The sequence below is a fragment of the Arthrobacter sp. B3I4 genome (genome assembly GCF_030816855.1).
GTDB lineage: Bacteria > Actinomycetota > Actinomycetes > Actinomycetales > Micrococcaceae > Arthrobacter.
On the sequence record NZ_JAUSYK010000001.1, the window covers coordinates 720958 to 740585 of the forward strand.

A 19628-nucleotide genomic window follows, 5' to 3' on the forward strand; every position below is an offset into this window, starting at 1 on the left:
GCGCTGAATCAGGAGGGCGCAATGACTGATATCACGATCATCGGCAGCGGCAACATGGCACGCGCGATCGGCCTGCGGGCAGTCGCAGCGGGACGGTCACTCCAGATCCTGGACCGGCACCCGGAGAACGCTGCCAAACTCGCGGCGGAGCTCGGCGCGGATACCGCGTCCGGGAGTCTTGGCGATCTGCCCGAGGGCGACCTGGTGGTGCTTGCCCTGTACTTTGAACCGGCCAAAGAGGTCGCCATGCACTACGGTGACACCCTCAGTGGCAAGACCGTGATTGAGATCAGCAATCCGGTCAACATGGAAACCGGTGACTCGCTGGTGGTCGAGCCGGGAACCTCCGCTGCCGAAGAAGTTGCCAAGCTCCTCCCCGGCGCGCGGGTGGTGAAAGCCTTCAACACCACGTTCGCGGGCCCCTTGGCAGAGGGGGCTGTGAAGGGCACGCAACTGGACGTCCTCATCGCCTCCGACTCGGAGCCGGCCCGGAACGAGGTGGCCGCCTTCGCGGCCAAGGCTGGCCTGCGGCCACTGCAGGTGGGTGCGCTGCGGCATGCGCGGGAACTTGAAGGGATCCAGCTACTGATGATCGGGTTGCAGCTCAACCCGGCGTACGAGAGCTTCAACTGGGGCACCGCGCTGAACGTTGTCGGCTAGGTGCCCCAGCGAGTCCTACAGTTCGACGGTGCCGCTTTCGCCGACGCTCATCCGGCTGTTCGTGACCTTGGACTTTACCCATTGCAGCACCGTAGCGGCCGTTCCACCGGGGCTGGTCCAGTATTCGGCCGAGTCCGAGTCGACGCGCAGCAGGACCACGCCCGGGGTTTCCGGGCCGTCCGGGAACCATGCCTCCACGGCCTGGTTCCACCGCTCGCGGATCTGCTGGCGGTCGGTGACGATCTGCGCGGTCCCGGCCACTGACACCCACTCGGTGCCCTTGCCGAAGGAGACGTTGACCGCGGGGTTGGCTTTCACGTGCGCCACCTGGGAGGTGTCGTCCGAGGTGAAGAACCACATGTCGCCGTCGTTCTCAACGTCCTGGACCGCCAGCGGCCGGCTGACGAGGGCGTTCTCCTCATTGATGGTGGTGAACATCCCGATATGGGAGTGGTTAATGATGTCCGTTACTTTGCTGATGTCCTGTTCGTCCGACATGTGCTCACCTCGTCCTAAGTACAACGGAGGAAGGTCCTCCCTCCGACCAGCCTATTGATAAGCGTGCTTACTTTTCAAGCGCACGTTCATCAGCTGGTCGGAGGGAAGACCTTTCCCGGTCCTTCTGCCGTCAGTTCCCCCGGGACAGCACCTGGCCCCTGAAGAATTCCGGACGCAGCTTCGCCATGACGAGCATGAGCACCACGCCGAGCAGGATGACTCCCATCCCCAGGATGAAGACCAGTCCGAGACCGCCAACCGAGGAACCTGAGCCGTACTCCGGGTCCATCGAGTCGTAGGCCGTCTTGAAGAACATCACCAGCAGGATCACGCCGCCCAGCAGCGGTGCGAGGAACTTGAAGACGAACGAGTGCGCCCCGCGGAAGGCCTCGGCGCGGAAGAACCAGACGCAGGCCAGGGCGGTGATGCCGTAGTAGAAGCAGATCATCATGCCAAGCGCCGTGATGGTGTCCCACAGGGCATTTTCGGACAAGGTCCGGGTGACCACGTAGAACGCGGCGGCAGCCACGGCCGAGGCGATGGTGGCGTAGCTCGGGGACTTGTAGCTGGGGCTGATAGTGCCGAACTTGGCCGGCAGCGCCTTGTAGTGGCCCATGGACAGCAGGGTGCGGGCCGGCGAAACGAAGGTGGACTGTAGCGACGCTGCCGAGCTGCTCAGGATGGCCAGGGACATCAGGATCGCGAACGGTCCCATCACGGGTCCGGCCAGCACGGCGAAGATGCTGCCCTGGTTCTCCGGATTCCCTGCGCCCAGGCCCTCTTCACCGACGCCGGCGAAGGCCAAGGTGGACAGTGCCACGGTCATGTAGATGATGACGATGACCAGCACCGTGACGGTCGCCGCACGGCCCGGGGTCTTCTCCGGGTTGCGGGTCTCCTCATTCATGGTCAGCGTGACGTCCCAGCCCCAGTAGATGAAGATGGACAGCGACACGCCGGCTGCGAAGGCGGAGAAGGATTCGACGGCGAACGGGTTGAACCAGTCCGGCGCAATGGCGGTGGCGTCGAACGCCGTTCCGTTGGCCACATGGCTGAACGCCGCGACGGCGAACCAGCCCAGGACCAGCAGCTGGAATCCGACCAGGACGTACTGCACGGTCTTGGTGGTTTCCATGCCGCGGTAGGAGATCCAGCAGGCCAAGGCAATGAACACCAGGGTGGTGGCAATGTTCAGCGGCAGGTTCGTGGTCAGGTCGGCCAGCTCCGGATTACCGAACAATTGCGCCAGCATCAGGTAGAAGAAGTCGACGGCGACCGCGGCCAGGTTGGACAGCACGATGATGGTTGCCGCGATCAGTCCCCAGCCGCCCATCCAGCCGATCCACGGACCGAAGGCCCGGGAGGCCCAGGTGAAGGAGGTGCCGGCGTCGGGCATGGCGTTGTTCAGCTCACGGTAGCCGAAGGCCACCAGCAGCATGGGAAGGAAGCCGACCAGGAAGATTGCCGGGAGATGGACGCCGACTTCGGAGACTGTGGGGCCCAGGGCGGCGGTCAGGGTGTAGGCCGGGGCGATGCAGGAGACGCCGATTACGACGGCGCCGATCAGTCCCACTGATCCGGCCTTCAGTCCCTTTTCGCTCAGGCCGTGCTGGTGCTGGGCTACGGCCGCCTTGGAGGTCGCTTGTTCGGTGCTCATGCTGTTGCCTCTCGGGAGGTGTCATTCGACGTTGAATGGATGAGGTGCTTGAGTTCGTAGTCGCTGGGGACAACGATCATCGGCACCGGCAGGGCGCGGAGAATCCGGTTGGCGGTGCTGCCCAGGAAAATGGAGCGGTTCCGTGCGAGCCGGCTGGATCCGATCAGCAGGACCTCGCCGTCCTCCCAGTCGAGCCGGTCTACGGCTTCCTCGACGCTGCGGCCTTGCGCCACTACGACGTCGGCCTGGCCGGCTGGTGCGGTGCCGGAAGCGGCCGCCGGAAGGGCCGCATCGAGGTGCTTGTTGGCGTAACTCCGCGCTGTCTCCGCAGCCTCCGCTGAATCGCCCTCGTCCAGAGTGAGCAGGGAGACGACGCGCAGCGGAACGGCCCGGTTCACCGCCATGGAGACGGCGAAATCAAGCAGTTCCTCCGCGCCGGGGCGGTCCCCGAGTCCGCAGCTGACCCGGGTCAATGCGTCCCGGCGGTGGTATCCGTGGGGTGCCAGGGCCACCGGCACCGTGGCGGCGTGCAGCAGGGCGCTGGCCACGGAACCGACGGTGAAGCGTTTAAACAGGCCGTTGCTGGTGGCCCCGATGATGAGCATGTCCGCCTGGAACTCTTCGCAGGCCCCGATCAAGGTTTGCGCGTCGGACTCGCCGCTGCGGATGTGGGCCTGCGCCGGAACATCCTTGGGGATCAGGGCGAGCGCTTCATCGAGCCACTGCTCCGCCTGCTGGTGGAGATAGCTGTCGTATCCTGCGGCGGGAGCGTGGGCCGCATTAAATGGTCCCGCTTCCGGAATGGCCATCACCAGGTCCAGGGCCGCGCCCCGGCCGCGGGCCAGGGATACGGCCAGGTTGACCGCATCGCGGCCTCTGGCATTGGCGGAATACCCCACTACGTAACGCATCTGGCGGGCCTCTCTGGTTTCTTCACGGGTGTTGTTTTGGTGTGCGGTAGGTGTCTTAGCGGGCGGCCGGAATGCGGTCCGCGGCGGCGACGATGCGGGCTGCCGTACTGCGTCCCATCCGCACCGCGCCGTCCACATGCTGGTAGCCCTCGGCTGCGAGGTCGGAGCAGGCCCAGTAGATCGGACCCACCGGGGCGTGCTGGTCCTTGCCGTAGCGGTGCAGGCCGCCCAGATCGTAGCTCGCGGCGTAGGCACCGCGGGTCCACTCCTCGGCGCCCCAGTCCGATTCGTAGTAGACCTCCGGTTCGAGTGCCTTCTCGCCGAGGAACCCGGCGATCGATTCGAGGATGGCGCGGCGGCGTTCCTCGGCACTGAGTTCGAACATCGTGTCCGCCTTCTCGTCCGAGACGAAGCCGACCAGGGTGCCGCGGGGATCCTCGTGGTTGGTGTTGTCGTACACCTCCTGGACCAGCGCTCCGGCACCGAAGCACGTCCCGGACAATCCGTCCTCGCGCCAGAAAGGAGTGCTGTAGACCGCGTGCACTTTAATCACCAGGCCCAGCGACTGATGCTGGTGCATCTGGTGCTGGCGCCTCGGCAGCGGCGGGTTGTAGGAGACGCGTGAATAGAGGTTCGGCGGTACGGCCATGATCACGAAACGGGCGTTGACAGTGGCGCGGTCGGAGAGGACCTTCACCCGGTAACCGGCGGCCTCCTCGTTCGCCTCCCAGTTGATCGTGCGCACCGGGCTGGCCAGGACGACGTCGTCGCCCAGTTCCGCCGCCTGCAGCTCGGAGACCTGCTGCATGCCGCCGACGACTCGTTTGTCCAGGATGAAGTCCTCGTCCGTGAGGTGGGTGAACGACCCTGCCGAGGCCGCCATCAGGACCGCCTGCAGCGCGGAGAAGGCGTGCGCGGGCTTGGTCAGCATGCCCCCGGCGATGAACAGCCCGATGTTGTTGCACGCTTCCTCATCAGGAGAGTTCTGGCGCAGCCAATGGTGGAAGGAGATCGTGTCCAGTTCGCGGGCTTTCGGGTGCGCCCACGGCTCCGTGGCCCCGATCTCGGCAGCGAGTGCGTCCAACAACTCCGTGAGCCTGGCCATTTCTGCCGCGGTGGCGTCACTGACCGGGAAGGAATCACCGGAATATAAGGTGCGCCTGCCGTCAGCGCCGACGTACACCGACTGCCCCTCACGGTAGCGATCATAGGTTTCGAGGCCAAGCTCATCGAGGAGTTCGAGCAGGGCCGTCTGGTCCGGCGAGACCCACTGGCCGCCGATCTCGAGCATGGCGCCGTCGACGGTGTCAGTCCAGGTCCTGCCGCCGACCCGGTCGCGCGCCTCCAGCACGGCGACACTCAGGCCTGCCTTTCGCAGCTCGCGGGCGGCAGTCAGGCCCGCTGGGCCGGCTCCGACGATGACGACGTCGCGGTCAAGTTCCAGCATGATGTCCTTTCTGTGGCCGCCAAGTGATGCGTACCACTAAATGAATGCCATTCATTTACGACGACTATAGCGGTAGCCTGACAAAGAGGGAAGACCCTGGCTGCAGCGGTGGAATAATCCAGAGGACAGCCCAGCAGAAAGGCCCGCCATGCCGGCAGCCACAAGCGCCTCCACGGAGCCGCACCGCCCCGAAGCCAAGCCGCGCCGCCGGGTGGGCCGGCCAGCCTCGGCCATCCTTGACCAGGACGGCATCACCGCCGCTGCCCTGCGGCTGGTCCGCAAAAGCGGCTATGACGGTTTCACCATGGCCGCCTTGGCGCGCACGCTGAACGTGGCGCCGTCGGCTCTCTACAACCACGTGTCATCAAAGCGGGACGTCCTCGTCCTCGTCCAGGACCACCTGACCTCGTTCGTCGACGTATCGGCCTTTGAATCTCAGCCATGGGAGCAAGCGGTTCGGGACTGGGCTTGGAGCTACCGTGACGTGTTTTCCCGGCACACCCCGCTGATCCCGGTTATCGCTGTGCTGCCGGTGGCCGACGCCCCTAAGACCCTTGCCATGTACGAGGCGGTCAGCGCGGGGTTCCACCGGGCCGGGTTCCCGCAGGAGCGGATCGTCTCCGCGATCGTGGCGCTGGAATCCTTCATCTTCGGCTCCGCCTACGACGTGAGCGCACCGGCAGACATCTTCGATTCCGGCGGCCTTGCGGCTTCGACGCCGAACTTTTCCGCCGCCGTCGCCAGCCTCGGCGCCCAGGGATATGCGAACCAGGCGGACGCGGCCTTCAGTCTGGGGCTTGAGGCGCTTATCGCGGGGTTTGGGGCCCTGCGCGCTCCGCAGCCGTAGACTCAGCCCATGCCGGGTCGTGGGGGAACGAAAATCAGCCGCTGGGCGGCCGCACTCTTAATTGGCGGGATCGCGGCTGCAGCGGTCCCGGCGTGCAGCTACGAGGACGACGTTGATGCGGAGCCGACGGCGGCGGCGCCTAGTTACCGGCCCGCGCACACCATCGCCGCCGGGGACCCGGACGTCCTGGCTGCCATCGCACGCAACTACGTTGAGCTTGAGCGGCGATTGGGAACGGTTCCGGGATCGGTGCTGCTTGCTGATTCCGGCCCGGCCGACGGGCCCGGCGTGGGCTTCCAAAAAGTCGCGACACTGCCGAACGCCGGTGAGTACACGGTCGTCGCGGCCTGCGTCGGTCTTCCCGGGGTGCAGTTCGCCCTCTCCCAGAACATGCCGGGCAGCACCCAACACACCGTGCTCGAGGTTGATTGCTCCGGAGCCCAGACCCAGGTTGTCGAACTGCACGAGGGGCATCTCAACGCCCAGCTGGTCGCCCGCCGCGACCCGGCGGGCGCCGCGACCGGCGCCGTCGCCGGCATCAGGATCACGGCGCCATGAGCACGGCCAGTAAGCCGATCCCGGGAAATGCAAAAGAGCTCCGGTCCTAAGACCGGAGCTCTTTCATTTGCGTGCGCGAGGGGGGATTTGAACCCCCACGCCCTTTCGGACACTGGCACCTGAAGCCAGCGCGTCTGCCGTTCCGCCACTCGCGCGCAACTTCTTCCACTCGGTTGGGTTCCGGAATCCGGACCGTCAACCTCGTAAAAGCAGCGAGATCAAGCATAACGGACACTGACGGGAAAACACCAATCGGCATTTTGGCAGGCCTCCGCGGCCCGCATCCGCGCCAGTTGCGTTGAACGGTCAAGCTCCGACCGGCAGTCCTAAAACCTATCCGGCGTGGTGCTCGGGCCGGACGGGCGACCGGCAGGGACTGCGTACCGTCAACTTTCCCCGCGACTGCCAGCTCTCACGGCCGCGGTCTCGGCCTGGGGACATCGGCCCACGTCAGGGCGGGGCTGAGACCAAGCTTGTCGGGCCCGGCGGCGGGCCGCATTAAGGCCATTCCCAGTCATGCCCAGTAGTATCGGTACAGGAGTGCCCGATCCGGGCGGGCTCCCGCGAATGTTGGAAACCGAGTTCCGGAACAAGCGCTGCCCTGCAGCTGTAAGGAAGGAGAAGGACCATGGGCTTGCTGGACAAAGTCGAGCGCGGCATCGAAAAGGCCGTCCGTGGAGTCTTCTCCACCGGTTCCCGAGCGCAGGTTGAGCCGGTCGAAATCGCCAGCCACCTCCGCCGCGAAGTCGACAACAAGGCCCTCACCATCGCCGCGGGACGCACCCTTGCGCCGAACGTGTTCGATGTCCTCCTCAGCGACGACGATTTCCAGCGTGCCCAGGAATGGGGCACGCCCCTCGCGGAAGAGCTGTGCGACGTCGTGATCAACCACGTCCGCAGCCAGGGGTACACCCTGCAGGGTCCGGTACGGATCAGTTTCCGCCGCGACGAGGACCACCGGGCCGGCGACTTCGAGATCAAGTCCCGCACCGAAAAGGCCGGCGGTTCCCCCTCGCAGCCGGGGACCCAGGGCACGACGCCGGCCCCGCCCGCCCGGCAGCCCGCGCGGCTTCAGCCCGTGCTGGACATCGACGGTCAGCGCTACTCGTTGAATGCTTCCTCGGTGGTTCTGGGCCGCTCCTCCGAAGCGGACATTCTGATCGACGACACCGGGGTTTCACGCCGGCACCTTGAAATCCGGTCCGGCCAGGGCACCGCGCAGGCAATTGACCTCGGTTCGACGAACGGCAGCTACGTGAATGGTCACAAAGTAGTGGGCACGTCGGAACTCACCGACGGCGCCACGATCACGATGGGACGGACCAAAATTATCTTCCGCCTTCTGCCCGCCAACCCCGGCGGCCGCCCGTGAGTGAACTGACGATCACCGCCCTGCGATTTGGCTTTCTGATTCTCCTTTGGGTTCTCATCTTCAGCATCGTCTCGGCCATGCGCCGTGACCTCATGATCGGCCGCAAGGCCGCTGCGGGAGCGCCCACCGCTCGCCAGGTGCGCCGCAACCCCGCGCTGGCAGAACCTGCTCCGGCCCCCGCGAAGCAACATGCCCGTGAACTCGTCGTCACCGAAGGACCGCTGAAGGGGACGACACTACCGCTGGCCGCCAGCCCTATCCTGTTGGGCCGGGCGCAAGAGGCCACGCTGGTCCTCGAGGACGACTATGCCTCCGGCCGCCACGCCCGCCTCTTCCCGCAGGGCAGCCGCTGGTTCATTGAGGACCTTGGTTCCACCAATGGCACCTATCTGGCAGATCAGCAGCTGACCCGGGCGCTTCCGGTGGAGCTGGGTGTCCCCGTGAGAATCGGCAAGACGGTCATTGAATTGAGGCCGTAGCCGTGGCCGCACCCGAAAATCCCGCCAACACGGCAGCAACTGCCCCGAAGCGGCCGCTCATCATGCGCTTCGCCGCGCGTTCAGACGTGGGCCGCGTGCGCTCCAAAAATGATGACTCGGCCTACGTCGGGCTGCATCTCGCCGTCGTCGCCGACGGCATGGGCGGTCACGCCGGCGGAGACGTTGCCTCCGGGGCAACCGTTCTGGACATGATCCACCTCGACCGCGACGACTATGACGCCGGGACCGGCGAAGCGGACACCGTCCTGGCCGATGAGATCCAGACTGCCAACTCTCTGCTGTCCGAGCTGGTTCACATGAACCCGAAGCTCGCCGGGATGGGGACCACGGTCACGGCGTTGCTGCTGGCCGGCGGAAAGCTCCACTTCGCGCACATTGGTGACTCGCGCGCCTATCGGCTGCGCAACGGCAAGTTCGAACAGGTCAGCGTCGACCACACCTTCGTCCAGCGGCTTATCGACGAGGGTCGGCTCCGGCCCGAAGAGGCCGAAACGCATCCGCACAAGAACGTGCTGATGCGCGTTCTCGGCGATGTCGATGCCAGTCCCGAACTGGACCTCGACGTGCTCGACGTCGAATCGGGCGAACGCTGGCTCCTCTGCTCCGACGGACTGAACTACGTCGCCGGCCATGTCGTTGAGCGCACCGTCCGCGAGACCAAGGACCTGCGCGAGTGCGCCGAAATCCTCGTCGACCTCACTCTCGAGGCGGGATCACCGGACAACGTGACGGTCGTCGTGGTCGACATCGCAGAGCAAACGCCCGACGACGTGAGCACCGCCGCGGTCCAGGTTGTCCCCCGGCCGCCCGCAGCTGCTGCTGCCCTGCCACCGGCGCTGGCCGCCAAACCGCCGGCCGCAGCAGCCGGCAGTGCAGGAAGCACGTACGCCGGGAGCTCCGAGACCAAGGACGATACAACCGGGAGCAACTCCGGGAACGTCCCTGCCGGCGGTCCGGACCAGTCCAAAGACCCCGGGTCTCCCACCGACCCCCACCTCGGCGAGCACCTCTCCGCCGAAGTTCTGCGTGAAGAACTCTCCGGCCGCCCCCACGAGCTCGTAGGCGCGGCGGCTGCGGCGGCGGAGTCAGGTTCGATACCGTCCATCGCAGGCCGGACGGTGGCCCGCCGGGCCGCCACCATGCTGACGCACAAAGCGGACCCGGCCAAAGAAACAGGCGAAGAGGACAAGCCGCCGCTGAAACGACGCCGCTGGCTCACCATCTCCATTGCCTCCGCGATTGTTGCCGTCCTCGGAATCGGCCTGTGGCTTGGCTACGCCTGGACCCAGACCCGCTACTACATCGGAGAGCACGACCAGCATGTGGCCATCTTTAACGGGGTCTCCCAGCAGTTGGGCCCCATTCCGCTTTCCACCCTCGAAACGGTGACGGATATCCGTATGTCCGACCTGCCGGAGTTCTCGCAGCAGCGGGTGCGCCAGACCGTCCCCGCCAGGGACCTCTACGATGCCCAGCGGATCGTGAAAAACCTTGAGCGGACCGGTACGACGTCTCCTGCCGACGAGTGCCTGACGCCGTCGCCGACCGCCAGCGCTTCTCCCGGCGCCAGCGGCAAGCCACCCGCGACCGCCGCACCTGCGCCCGCACCGTCAGGGTCGGCGACCGCCACGGCAGCGTCCGGGTCGCCGGCGCCTTCACCGTCCCCGACTAACTGCGAGGGGGGCAAATGACTTCCATTGACCCCACTCCGAAACCCCGCCGCAACGCAGAACTCGTGCTGTTGGTCCTGGCCCTTATTGTGGGCATCGGCGCCAACGCCCTCGTGGGCGTCGACCGGCAAAAGGCCTTCGACACCGACTTCTGGTTCCAGTCCGGGCTGTTTACCGCGGCGGCGCTGGCCTTCCACGTGGTGCTCCGCATCCGTGCGAAATATGCTGACCCGGTAATACTTCCGCTGGTGGTTGCCCTTAACGGCCTTGGCCTGGCCATGATCCACCGTTTGGACAGAGTGGGCGAAGACACCGGAAACAACCAGCTGCGCTGGACCCTCGTGGCGATGGCCGTAGCGATCGCTGTCATTTTTTTTCTCAAAGACCACCGGATTCTGCGCCGGTTTACTTATATTTCCCTAGCTGCCAGTGCCGTGCTGCTGATCCTGCCGCTGATCCCCGGCATCTCCGCCGGAGAGGTGCTCGGGGCCAGTGTCTGGATCAAGCTGGGGTCCATGACCTTCCAGCCCGGTGAAATCGCGAAGATAACCCTCGCCATATTCTTTGCCGGGTATCTTTCGTCCAACCGCGATCTCATCCTCCTCGCCGGCCGCAAAATCGGCCCTGTGCAGTTCCCCCGGTTCAAGGACCTCGGCCCAATGATTACCGCCTGGCTGGTCAGCATCGGTGTGCTGATCTTCCAGCGCGACCTTGGTACTTCGATCTTGTTCTTTGGCTTGTTCCTGGTCATGATCTACGTCGCGACCAGCCGGATCAGCTGGGTCATTATCGGCGTGGTCCTTATGGTGGTAGGCGGATTTGCGGCGTCGAAGGTTTTCGCGCACGTTGCGCTCCGCATCGACGGCTGGATCAATGCCTTCACCGAGGAGGTCTACGGGCGCGAATTCGGCGGCAGCCGCCAAATCGTCGAGGGGCTCTTCGGGATGGCCAATGGCGGCCTGGTCGGCACCGGTCTGGGCCAGGGCCGTCCTAATCTTGTTCCGTTTGCCAACAGCGACATGATTGTCGCGTCCTTCGGCGAAGAACTGGGGCTGATCGGCGTTTTTGCCATCGTCCTGATGTATCTGCTGCTGTTCACCCGAGGGTTCCGTGCTGCTCTGGGCACCCGCGACGCGTTCGGCAAACTGCTAGCCACCGGGCTGTCCTTTGCCGTGGCGCTGCAGTGCTTCGTGGTGATCGGCGGTGTCACTCGGTTGATCCCACTCACCGGCCTGACCACGCCGTTCCTGGCCGCCGGTGGGTCCTCGCTGCTGGCGAACTGGATCATTGTCGGGCTGTTGCTGATGATCTCCCACACAGCCCGCGGACCTGTCCATACCACCCCGCTGCCCCCGGGGCAGGAACCTGACACGACGAAGGACGCTTCCCCCATGCCGGCCCAGCCCGCGGCGGCTCCGGTCGGCCGCACCAGCCCCAGCTCCGAAGCCCCGACCGAGGCGGTGAAACACCTGTGAACCAGGCAATCCGCAATTCCTGGATCGCCGCGATCGCGATGTTCGCGCTGATCTTCGGCGCGCTCAGCTACGTGCAGGTGGTAGGCGCGGACGAGCTTAAAGCCAACGCGTGGAACAAACGCACCCTGCTGCAGAACTACTGCAACGACCGGGGCGCCATCATCGTCGGCGGAACCGCCGTCGCGCAGTCCGTTCCGGGCAGCGAAAGCTGCCAGTTCCAGCGCAGCTACACCCAGCCGGAGCTGTATGCCGGCATCACCGGCTACTTCTCGAAGAACTACGGCCTGACCGGCATGGAACTGGCGATGAACGAACAGCTCGCGGGCAGCTCGGACCAGCTGTTCCTGGACCGCGTCGGCCAGTTGTTCCTCGGCAACCAGCCCAAGGGTGCCTCGGTAGAACTGACGCTGGACCCGAAACTCCAGAAACTGGCGTTCGACCTGATTCCGGAGGGCCAGCGCGGCTCGATTGTGGTCACTAACCCCAAGACCGGCGCGATCCTGGCGATGGTCTCCAAGCCCTCGTACGACCCCAACTTGGTCGCTACCCAGGACGCGGAGGCCGAGGCGGCCAACATCACAGCCTTGAATAAGATTCCCGGCATCAACCTGAACCAGTCCGTCAGCGGACCCACCGGGGCGCTGCTGGCGCCCGGATCCGTCTTCAAAATCATCGACACGGCGGCAGCCCTCAGCTCGGGCAAATACAACAAGGACAGTGTGCTGCCGAACCCCGCCGAGCTGTCTTTCCCGGGGATCCAGTACACGCTGCCCAACTACGCCGGAGGCAACTGCTACACCCGGGACACCGCCTCGTTCGCCTTCGCCCTGCAGCAGTCCTGCAACACCCCGTTTGCCAAGATCGCCCTCGACCTGGGGCAGAAAGCGATCGAGGACCAGGCATCGAAGTTCGGCTTCGGCCAGGGCTTTGGCGACCAGCTGAAGCTGGACTTCGCCAAGAGCACGTTCCCCAGCGAACCGCTGGACCCCTCCGGTCTGGCGCAGTCTGCCATCGGCCAGCGCGACGTCAAGGCGACTCCGCTGCAGATCAACCTGATGACCGCCGCCATTGCCAACGGTGGCGTCGAAATGAAACCCAGCCTGGTCAAGGCGGTCCGGTCCCCGGATCTGCGGGTCATCAGCGAGCCAAAGCCGGAGAAGTTGCGGACCTCCACCACCCCGGAGATTTCGCGCCAGATCACCGAGTGGATGACGAGCGTGGTGAGCGAAGGCATCGGCCGGGGAGCCGCGGTGCCCGGCGTCGAGGTGGCTGGCAAGACCGGCACGGCCGAGCTCGGGAACGGCCTGAACAATTCTTGGTTTACCGGGTTCGCTCCGGCAAATGACCCGCAAGTGGCTGTCACTATCGTCATGCAGGGCGTAGACATCACCACCGGCGCACAGCTAACCAGTCCGAATGCGAAGAAGATTTTTGAGGCGGTGTTGAATAAGTGAGGCCTACATCGGGAATCACCCTCGGCGGCAGATTCCAGCTGACCACACGCATTGCGATCGGCGGCATGGGGGAAGTCTGGAAGGCCAAGGACCTCATTCTTGGCCGGATCGTCGCCATCAAGGTCCTCAAAGAGGAATACACCGGCGACCCCGGATTCCTGCAGCGCTTCCGGGCCGAAGCGCGGCACACCGCCTTGCTCAACCACGTCGGCATTGCCAACGTGTTTGACTACGGCGAGGAGGAGGGCTCCGCCTATCTGGTCATGGAACTCGTTCCCGGCCAGCCGCTGAGCAGCATTATCGAACGTGAGCAGGTGCTCTCCCCGGACCGAACCCTGTCAATGATCTCGCAGACGGCGCGGGCCCTCTCCGTGGCACACGCCCAGGGTCTGGTGCACCGCGACGTCAAGCCCGGCAACCTGCTCATCACCCCGGAGGGGCGGGTCAAGGTCACGGACTTCGGCATCGCGCGGCTGGCGGACCAGGTTCCGCTGACGCAGACGGGCCAGGTAATGGGCACGGCACAGTACCTCGCCCCCGAGCAGGCGACCGGGCAGACGGCGACCGGAGCCTCGGACATCTACTCGCTGGGCGTCATTGGGTACGAATGCCTTACCGGGCACCGCCCGTTCTCCGGAGAATCGCAGATCGCGATTGCCTTGGCCCAGGTTAACGACGCGCCGCCGCCGCTGCCGGAGTCCCTGCCGCGACCGGTGCGTGCCCTGCTGATGTCGATGCTTGCCAAGGACCCCAAAAACCGTCCGGCCGACGCGATCAAACTGGCCGAAGCGGCGGAGGCGATCCGCAACGGTGACATTGCAGCGGCCCACGCTGCTGTGCCCGGCATGCTGCTGTTCGACGCGCCCGCCACCGGCCCCATCACGGCACCCGTTGACGTCCCTACGGCTGCCACCGGCGTCATCGGCACCTCAGAGGACAAGTCAACGTCGGCTCTCCCGGTCGTCGGCGCAGCCGGAGCCGGTGCCGCCGCGGGGCTGGCCGCGGGAGCCGCCGCTGCCAGCGGCTATGGTGCCCGGAACGCGCTGTCCCGCGCCAACGCGCTGGGCGCCGAGCGCACCTGGGTCCAGGAGGAAGAGGACTACGACGGGTACGAGCCCGAGGAGGAACCACAGCGGCGGGGGCGCAGTCCGTGGACCTGGCCGTTGATCGCCCTGATCCTGCTGGTGCTCTTTGCTTTGGTGGGTTTCGTCCTTTCACAGGCCGGCATGCTGTTCCCCTCACCGTCGGCCACCAGTTCAAGCGCCAAGGCCAGCACGTCGAGCGCGGCCCCGACCTCCAAGAGCCCGAGTCCCACCCCGAGCCCGTCGAGCAGCTCGGCTACGCCGACCCAGACGACGCCGCCGGCGATCAACCTCGTTCCTGAAGAGTATCTGGGCAAGCCTTACCAGGAGGTCCGGAGCAAACTGATAGGCCTCGGACTGGGCGTCACAGGTGAAGAGGTGTTCAACGATTCCGCTCCGGGAACAGTTACAGAGATCAACCCCGCCGGGTCGGTCCCACCTGGCACAACTATCACAGTGAGCTATTCGAAGGGCCCGAGACCAGTCGCCGTTCCCCGGCTGGATCCCGGTGCCTCCGAGACTGCCGTCCAACAGGCGATCGAAGCCGCCGGTCTGCGCTGGCAGAAGGGCGACCCGGTTGACGGCAAGAAAAACCAGCAGCCGGGCACGTTCGTAAGTTCCGAGCCCGCCTCCGGTTCACAGGTACCGGCCGGTTCCGTGGTCACCTACCATCTCGCCGCCGCCCCGGCACCGGCGTCGCCGTCGCCGTCGCCCACCCCGAGCGTCAGCTCCACCAAGTAGGCAATGATGTCCACTTCGCCACGCACTCCTTCGCACCGGGAGGACAGCAGCCCGGAAAGCGCCCAGCGCGTCCTCAGCGGACGGTATGAGCTGGGTGAGCTGATCGGCCGCGGCGGCATGGCCGATGTGTTCCGGGGAGTGGACACGCGGCTGGGTCGGACGGTGGCCATCAAGCTGCTCCGTCCCGATCTGGCGCGCGACCCGCAGTTCCAAGCAAGGTTCAAGCGGGAAGCGCAGGCTGTTGCAGCACTGAACCACCCGTCAATTGTGGCCATCTTTGATACCGGGGAACACGCGGTGCCGGGCGGCCACGACGACACCGTCCGGGTGCCCTATATCGTGATGGAATACGTCTCCGGCAAGACCATCCGGGACCTTATCCGGGCCAAAGAAGTCACTATCGACCAGGCAATAGATTTTGCACTCGGCGTACTCTCCGCCCTCGACTACAGCCACAAGGCCGGGATTGTCCACCGCGACATCAAACCGGCCAACGTAATGTTCTGCCCGGATTCCAACAGCGTGAAGGTGATGGATTTCGGCATCGCCCGGGCCATGGCCGATTCCTCGGCGACCATGACACAGACCCAGGCCGTCGTCGGAACTGCGCAATACCTGTCCCCGGAACAGGCACGCGGGGAGACCGTCGACGCGCGGAGTGACCTCTACTCGGCGGGCTGTCTGCTTTACGAGATGCTGACCGGACGGCCGCCCTTCATTGGTGACAGCCCCGTCTCGGTCGCCTACCAGCACGTTCGCGAGATTGCCGAACCCGCCAGCAGCCTCAACCCCGAGGTTTCCGAAGCGTTGGACAGCGTCCTGACCAAGGCGTTGCAGAAAAACCGGGCCGACCGTTTCCAGGACGCCGCTGCCTTTCGGCGCGCGCTCCGGGCGGCGCGTAGCGGCGTCGCCGTCACAGCTCTGCCGGCCAGCGAAGCGCCCACTGATCCCAATAACACCGTCGCATCCCCGGAAGCGGTTCCGGCCACCGCGCTGTTCTCCTTGACGGGTGCCAAGTTCCTCGACGACGCCCCTGGCAATCGTATTCAGCCGGACCCAATCAGCGGCGAGGCGCTCACCGCGGCCTCCGACGGCCATGAGCTACCGCCGGACACGGGGGGCCTGCCCCTAAGCCTGCCCCCCGAACGCGAGCCGACCGACAAGCAGAAATCGCGCCGCAGGACGGGGATCGCCGCGCTCGTGGTCTTCACGCTGCTGGTGCTCGCCGGCGGCGGTCTGTGGCTCTACGACATGGTGAACCAGCAGCCACCGCCGGTCGCCAAAGTGGACGTCCCCACGGTGACATCGCTGACTGAATCGGAGGCCTTACAAAGGCTCTACAACGCGGGCTTCAAGCCCCAGTTGAGCCGGATACAGCATGAGACGATACCGAAGGGAACCGCCGTCGGCACGGTGCCGTCGGCGGGAAGTTCGCTGGAACGGAATTCGGACGTTACGCTCAACATTTCCGAAGGCCCCAGCGTCATTAAGATTCCCACAGACCTCCCGGGCCGGACCGAGGCGGACGCGAGAGACGTACTGCGGCGAACCGGTCTGACGGGAGCGCCCAAGACCACGCTCAACAACAGCCCTACCGTTCCGACCGGCATTGTGATCACCACTAATCCCGCACCCGGCCAGAGCGTGGCAGTAGGAAGCACTGTGGAGATTATCGTGTCCACGGGCAAGGTGGCCGTCCCGCAGCTCATCGCGCTTCCGCAGGCGGAAGCGGAGGCTGCGCTGAAGAACGTCGGGCTCGTCGCAATCTTCAGGGAAGCAGAGAACACGCAGGTCGAACCCGGGAAGGTCACCGGGCAAAGTGATCCCGCCAACGCCCAGGTCGAGCAGGGCAAGACAATTACTGTCACCGTGGCAAAGGCACCCCCGCCGCCTCCGCCGCCGCCCTCGCCGACCCCCTCACCATCGCCGTCGGTGACCAAGACCAACGCCAAGGATTCGATCAAGGACAGCGCCGAGAAGCTTCTCGCCGACCTGACAGCCCCCTAGGGGCGGCTGGCCTTTAGTGCTGGATCAGCGGGCTCAGGGTTGCCGCCCGCGCCGATGCACCGGTCATGCCAAGCGATTCCAGCCAGTTGCCCAGCATCAGGTAACCGCCCTCGGTCAACACCGATTCGGGGTGGAACTGGACTCCAACCAGGGGGGCGCTGCGGTGCTGCAGTCCCATGACGACGCCGGTTCCGGTTTCGGCGGTTATTTCCAGGACCGCCGGGATGCTTTCGCGCACCGCAGCCAGCGAGTGGTAGCGGGTGGCGGTGAAGGGCGAGGGTATCCCGGTGAAGACGCTTGTTCCGTGGTGTTCCACCAGCGACGTCTTCCCGTGCATCAGTTCGGGGGCATGCGTGACCCGGCCTCCGTACGCCTCGGCCAGCGCCTGATGGCCAAGGCAGACACCCAGCATGGGCTTCTGGTGACCGCCGCACCACTTAATCAGGTCGATGCAGACGCCCGCGTCGCCAGGCGCCCCAGGCCCGGGCGAAACAAGGACGCCGTCACGGGCCTCTGCCATTTCGATAGCCTCGGCCAACGTCACGTCGTCGTTGCGGACCACAGTGGTTTCTGCACCGAGTTCCTGAAGGTAGCCGACAAGCGTGTAAACAAAGCTGTCGTAGTTGTCTACGACCAGGATCTTGGTTGTGCTCATGGGTGCTTTGCTATGCCAATCGTCGAATCAGTGAACGGGCCAAAGTGCCCCGTCCAGGAGAACAGGAACTCAACCATCAATACCAGCACTCCGGCCGGCAAACCAGCGCCGCGATCATACCCACCACGGTGGGCCCGGCAATCGTCGGAAAAGCGGCCTGAACAACAGCTAGAATTGGCTGCAATTAGGATTTTGCACCAACCTAGACAGCGTTGACCGCCGGCCGTTCCTCCTCAAAGGGTAGCAAGCCGGGTCACAAGCTTGTTATCCAGCCCGCCAAGGAGGACCCGTGCCCGAGTCGAAGCCGCGTAAGAGGACTGCCCCTGCGCAGCAGCAAACTCCTGCAGCGCAGGCGTACAAACCGAACCCGGTGTGGTTTAAACCTGTGATGTTCGGCCTGATGATCATCGGGCTGCTGTGGATCATTACGTTTTACATCAGCGAAGGCACCCTTCCGGTCCGTGACTGGGCCTCATGGAACATCGTCGCGGGCTTCGGCATCGCCATTGTGGGCTTCCTGATGACTACGCGCTGGCGCTCCTGAGCCCTGCCCATCTCTTCCAGCAAGCCGGCGCACCCTGTGTGCCGGCTTGCTTGTTCTGGGCAGCACACTTCGGTAGCGTGCGCCGGTACCCCTGGCCCCATCGAAGGACTTCCCAATGACAACGGACGTTAGCGGTTGCATCATCGGCGATGACGGTCTAGCCCGGCCCGCCTGGGCGGCCGTAGATCCCCTGCTCCGCACCTACTACGACACCGAGTGGGGCCTGCCGGTGCGGGACGAGCAGGGACTCTACGAGCGGATCAGTCTCGAAGCATTCCAAGCGGGCCTGTCGTGGGCCACCATTCTCCGCAAACGCCCGGCCTTCCGCGCAGCCTTCGCAGACTTCCACCCCGAGACCGTGGCTGCCTTCAGCGAAGCAGACGTCGAACGTCTGATGCAGGATGCGGGCATTGTGCGTAACCGGCTCAAGATACGGGCCGCAATCACCAATGCGCAGGCCACCCTGAACCTGAGGAGCGACGGCGGTCTAGTCGACTTCATCTGGAGCTTCCGGCCGCAGGTCACGCCTGAGCCCACCGCATTGGATCAGATCCCGACCAGCTCAGCCGAATCACTGGCGCTTTCCAAGGGCCTGCGGAAGCGCGGCTTCGTATTCGTTGGTCCCACCACGATGTATGCCCTGATGGAAGCCATTGGGATGATCGACACCCACCTGATGGAGAGCCACCGGCGTGGCACGGCGGGAATTTGGCCGCGGTAGTAGCCCTCCGAACCGGTCGCCCGGTCCTGAACCCCTGTGCACAAGTCTGCGCGGGTTATCCACAGCCTGTGCGCACGTCCAGCAGGGGTGTCATGAGCCCGGGCCGTGACAGCCTGCTGTGGCGCATCGGACCGTACAAAGGCACTTTACCTGGATGAAGTTACACGGTTGTGAGTTATTAACAGTGTGGATGAACTGTGGATAACCAGGGGAGGCCTCATCTGGGCCTTCGCCACTCGCCGCGACGGGTACCCGCGCGCCACGGGCAGCCGCCTCGTGCCGCCGAGCCTTCATCCTGGGCCGGCAACCACCAAGGGCGAGTTATCCACTTAGCAACAGACAAGTACCCACAAGTTATCCACACTTGGGGAAAAGTAGCTTCTTCAGGGTCGAGGGTCGCGGAAGAACGTACTGCAGCGGCGGCAGGAACGGGAAAACTCCAAGCCTCAAGTTATTAACACTGTGAACAAGCCTGTGCATAAGCGCTCCTTATACGGCCGCACCACAACTGCGAGGGATCCCTTCGACAGCTGAGCAGCGGGTTTGCCGCTCCTGCGCGGCCTCAGAGACGAACCTCTGCCCGGGACGGAGACTCTTAGGGCAGGAGTGTCCTCGGCGCGTTCTGGGGACCACCGTGCTGCCGTGGCGCCGAAGCCTGTGGTTATGCACATAACCACAAGGCTGGTGGCGAAAGTTATCCACAAGTGTGGACAGAGCTGGGGAACGCTCGCACACTTTCGCTACCTGACGCTCCGGAGTGCGGATTTACCGGTGAACTACACACATGTAAGTTACCAACAGTGTGGATAACCGCTGTGGAAAACCGTGG

At 64.9% G+C, this 19628-nt stretch carries 17 protein-coding genes and 1 tRNA gene; 12 read left to right on the forward strand and 6 right to left on the reverse strand.

Annotated elements, in window-relative coordinates:
* The first annotated feature begins 21 nt into the window (after positions 1-21).
* Positions 22-660: an NADPH-dependent F420 reductase gene (locus tag QFZ61_RS03455; protein WP_307033330.1), complete on the forward strand. Its 639-nt coding sequence runs from the start codon at positions 22-24 to the stop codon at positions 658-660.
* A 15-nt stretch (positions 661-675) separates the two neighbouring features.
* On the opposite strand, the gene QFZ61_RS03460 is transcribed toward QFZ61_RS03455, so the two are convergent.
* The 4 genes from QFZ61_RS03460 to QFZ61_RS03475 all read right to left on the reverse strand — a co-directional run bounded on the left by QFZ61_RS03460 (position 676) and on the right by QFZ61_RS03475 (position 5173).
* On the reverse strand, positions 676-1158 hold the full coding sequence (locus tag QFZ61_RS03460) for a pyridoxamine 5'-phosphate oxidase family protein (RefSeq protein WP_307033331.1): 483 nt from the start codon (positions 1156-1158) through the stop codon (positions 676-678).
* A gap of 130 nt (positions 1159-1288) precedes the next feature.
* Entirely contained in the window at positions 1289-2815 is a 1527-nt protein-coding gene (locus QFZ61_RS03465) for an APC family permease (RefSeq protein WP_307033333.1), read from the reverse strand.
* Positions 2812-3726, reverse strand: coding sequence for a universal stress protein (locus QFZ61_RS03470; protein WP_307033335.1), 915 nt, complete (start codon positions 3724-3726; stop codon positions 2812-2814). The genes QFZ61_RS03465 and QFZ61_RS03470 overlap by 4 nt, the downstream gene beginning before the upstream one ends.
* A 55-nt stretch (positions 3727-3781) precedes the next feature.
* Complete coding sequence (locus tag QFZ61_RS03475; protein WP_307033337.1) at positions 3782-5173, reverse strand: NAD(P)/FAD-dependent oxidoreductase; 1392 nt, start codon at positions 5171-5173, stop codon at positions 3782-3784.
* A gap of 148 nt (positions 5174-5321) precedes the next feature.
* On the opposite strand from QFZ61_RS03475, the gene QFZ61_RS03480 reads away from it, so the two are divergent.
* Together QFZ61_RS03480 and QFZ61_RS03485 are read left to right on the forward strand one after the other, a co-directional pair.
* Entirely contained in the window at positions 5322-6020 is a 699-nt protein-coding gene (locus tag QFZ61_RS03480) for a TetR/AcrR family transcriptional regulator (protein ID WP_307033339.1), read from the forward strand.
* Between the two features lie 9 nt (positions 6021-6029).
* Positions 6030-6578 carry a hypothetical protein gene (locus tag QFZ61_RS03485; RefSeq protein ID WP_307033341.1) on the forward strand — a complete coding sequence of 183 codons (549 nt, stop codon included), beginning with the start codon at positions 6030-6032 and terminating at the stop codon, positions 6576-6578.
* 72 nt (positions 6579-6650) lie between these two features.
* Here QFZ61_RS03485 and QFZ61_RS03490 read toward each other — a convergent pair.
* A tRNA-Leu gene (locus QFZ61_RS03490) sits at positions 6651-6733 on the reverse strand.
* Between the two features lie 473 nt (positions 6734-7206).
* On the opposite strand from QFZ61_RS03490, the gene QFZ61_RS03495 reads away from it, so the two are divergent.
* From QFZ61_RS03495 to pknB, 7 genes are read left to right on the forward strand one after another with little or no spacing between them, the layout of a single operon-like run.
* Positions 7207-7950, forward strand: coding sequence for a DUF3662 and FHA domain-containing protein (locus QFZ61_RS03495; protein ID WP_307033343.1), 744 nt, complete (start codon positions 7207-7209; stop codon positions 7948-7950).
* Positions 7947-8429 carry an FHA domain-containing protein gene (locus tag QFZ61_RS03500; protein ID WP_307033345.1) on the forward strand — a complete coding sequence of 161 codons (483 nt, stop codon included), beginning with the start codon at positions 7947-7949 and terminating at the stop codon, positions 8427-8429. Before QFZ61_RS03495 ends, QFZ61_RS03500 begins: the two co-directional genes overlap by 4 nt.
* Before the next feature lie 2 nt (positions 8430-8431).
* Positions 8432-10141, forward strand: a complete 1710-nt coding sequence (locus QFZ61_RS03505) for a PP2C family serine/threonine-protein phosphatase (protein ID WP_373427123.1) — start codon at positions 8432-8434, stop codon at positions 10139-10141.
* Positions 10138-11595, forward strand: coding sequence for an FtsW/RodA/SpoVE family cell cycle protein (locus QFZ61_RS03510; protein ID WP_307033347.1), 1458 nt, complete (start codon positions 10138-10140; stop codon positions 11593-11595). The genes QFZ61_RS03505 and QFZ61_RS03510 overlap by 4 nt, the downstream gene beginning before the upstream one ends.
* Entirely contained in the window at positions 11592-13049 is a 1458-nt protein-coding gene (locus QFZ61_RS03515) for a penicillin-binding protein 2 (protein ID WP_307033350.1), read from the forward strand. The genes QFZ61_RS03510 and QFZ61_RS03515 overlap by 4 nt, the downstream gene beginning before the upstream one ends.
* Positions 13046-14872: a protein kinase gene (locus QFZ61_RS03520; RefSeq protein WP_307033352.1), complete on the forward strand. Its 1827-nt coding sequence runs from the start codon at positions 13046-13048 to the stop codon at positions 14870-14872. The genes QFZ61_RS03515 and QFZ61_RS03520 overlap by 4 nt, the downstream gene beginning before the upstream one ends.
* Before the next feature lie 6 nt (positions 14873-14878).
* Entirely contained in the window at positions 14879-16879 is a 2001-nt protein-coding gene (gene pknB, locus QFZ61_RS03525; RefSeq protein ID WP_307037984.1) for a Stk1 family PASTA domain-containing Ser/Thr kinase, read from the forward strand.
* 13 nt (positions 16880-16892) lie between these two features.
* Here pknB and QFZ61_RS03530 read toward each other — a convergent pair whose 3' ends face one another.
* A complete protein-coding gene (locus tag QFZ61_RS03530; protein ID WP_307033354.1) occupies positions 16893-17534 on the reverse strand; it encodes an aminodeoxychorismate/anthranilate synthase component II in 642 nt (213 codons plus the stop codon).
* A gap of 289 nt (positions 17535-17823) precedes the next feature.
* Here QFZ61_RS03530 and QFZ61_RS03535 point away from each other — a divergent pair, with 289 nt between their 5' ends.
* Both QFZ61_RS03535 and QFZ61_RS03540 read left to right on the forward strand, forming a co-directional pair.
* Positions 17824-18078, forward strand: a complete 255-nt coding sequence (locus QFZ61_RS03535; protein ID WP_307033356.1) for a cell division protein CrgA — start codon at positions 17824-17826, stop codon at positions 18076-18078.
* Between the two features lie 115 nt (positions 18079-18193).
* Positions 18194-18799, forward strand: a complete 606-nt coding sequence (locus QFZ61_RS03540) for a DNA-3-methyladenine glycosylase I (protein ID WP_307033357.1) — start codon at positions 18194-18196, stop codon at positions 18797-18799.
* Positions 18800-19628 lie beyond the last annotated feature (829 nt).

Excerpts from the sequence above, each read along its gene's own strand:
- QFZ61_RS03485 (WP_307033341.1), top strand. The coding sequence starts at position 6,030 with ATGCCGGGTCGTGGGGGAACGAAAATCAGCCGCTGGGCGGCCGCACTC.
- QFZ61_RS03455 (WP_307033330.1), top strand. The coding sequence starts at position 22 with ATGACTGATATCACGATCATCGGCAGCGGCAACATGGCACGCGCGATC.
- pknB (WP_307037984.1), top strand. The coding sequence starts at position 14,879 with ATGTCCACTTCGCCACGCACTCCTTCGCACCGGGAGGACAGCAGCCCG.
- QFZ61_RS03470 (WP_307033335.1), bottom strand. The coding sequence starts at position 3,726 with ATGCGTTACGTAGTGGGGTATTCCGCCAATGCCAGAGGCCGCGATGCG.
- QFZ61_RS03480 (WP_307033339.1), top strand. The coding sequence starts at position 5,322 with ATGCCGGCAGCCACAAGCGCCTCCACGGAGCCGCACCGCCCCGAAGCC.
- QFZ61_RS03530 (WP_307033354.1), bottom strand. The coding sequence starts at position 17,534 with ATGAGCACAACCAAGATCCTGGTCGTAGACAACTACGACAGCTTTGTT.
- QFZ61_RS03465 (WP_307033333.1), bottom strand. The coding sequence starts at position 2,815 with ATGAGCACCGAACAAGCGACCTCCAAGGCGGCCGTAGCCCAGCACCAG.
- QFZ61_RS03510 (WP_307033347.1), top strand. The coding sequence starts at position 10,138 with ATGACTTCCATTGACCCCACTCCGAAACCCCGCCGCAACGCAGAACTC.
- QFZ61_RS03540 (WP_307033357.1), top strand. The coding sequence starts at position 18,194 with ATGACAACGGACGTTAGCGGTTGCATCATCGGCGATGACGGTCTAGCC.
- QFZ61_RS03495 (WP_307033343.1), top strand. The coding sequence starts at position 7,207 with ATGGGCTTGCTGGACAAAGTCGAGCGCGGCATCGAAAAGGCCGTCCGT.
- QFZ61_RS03475 (WP_307033337.1), bottom strand. The coding sequence starts at position 5,173 with ATGCTGGAACTTGACCGCGACGTCGTCATCGTCGGAGCCGGCCCAGCG.
- QFZ61_RS03460 (WP_307033331.1), bottom strand. The coding sequence starts at position 1,158 with ATGTCGGACGAACAGGACATCAGCAAAGTAACGGACATCATTAACCAC.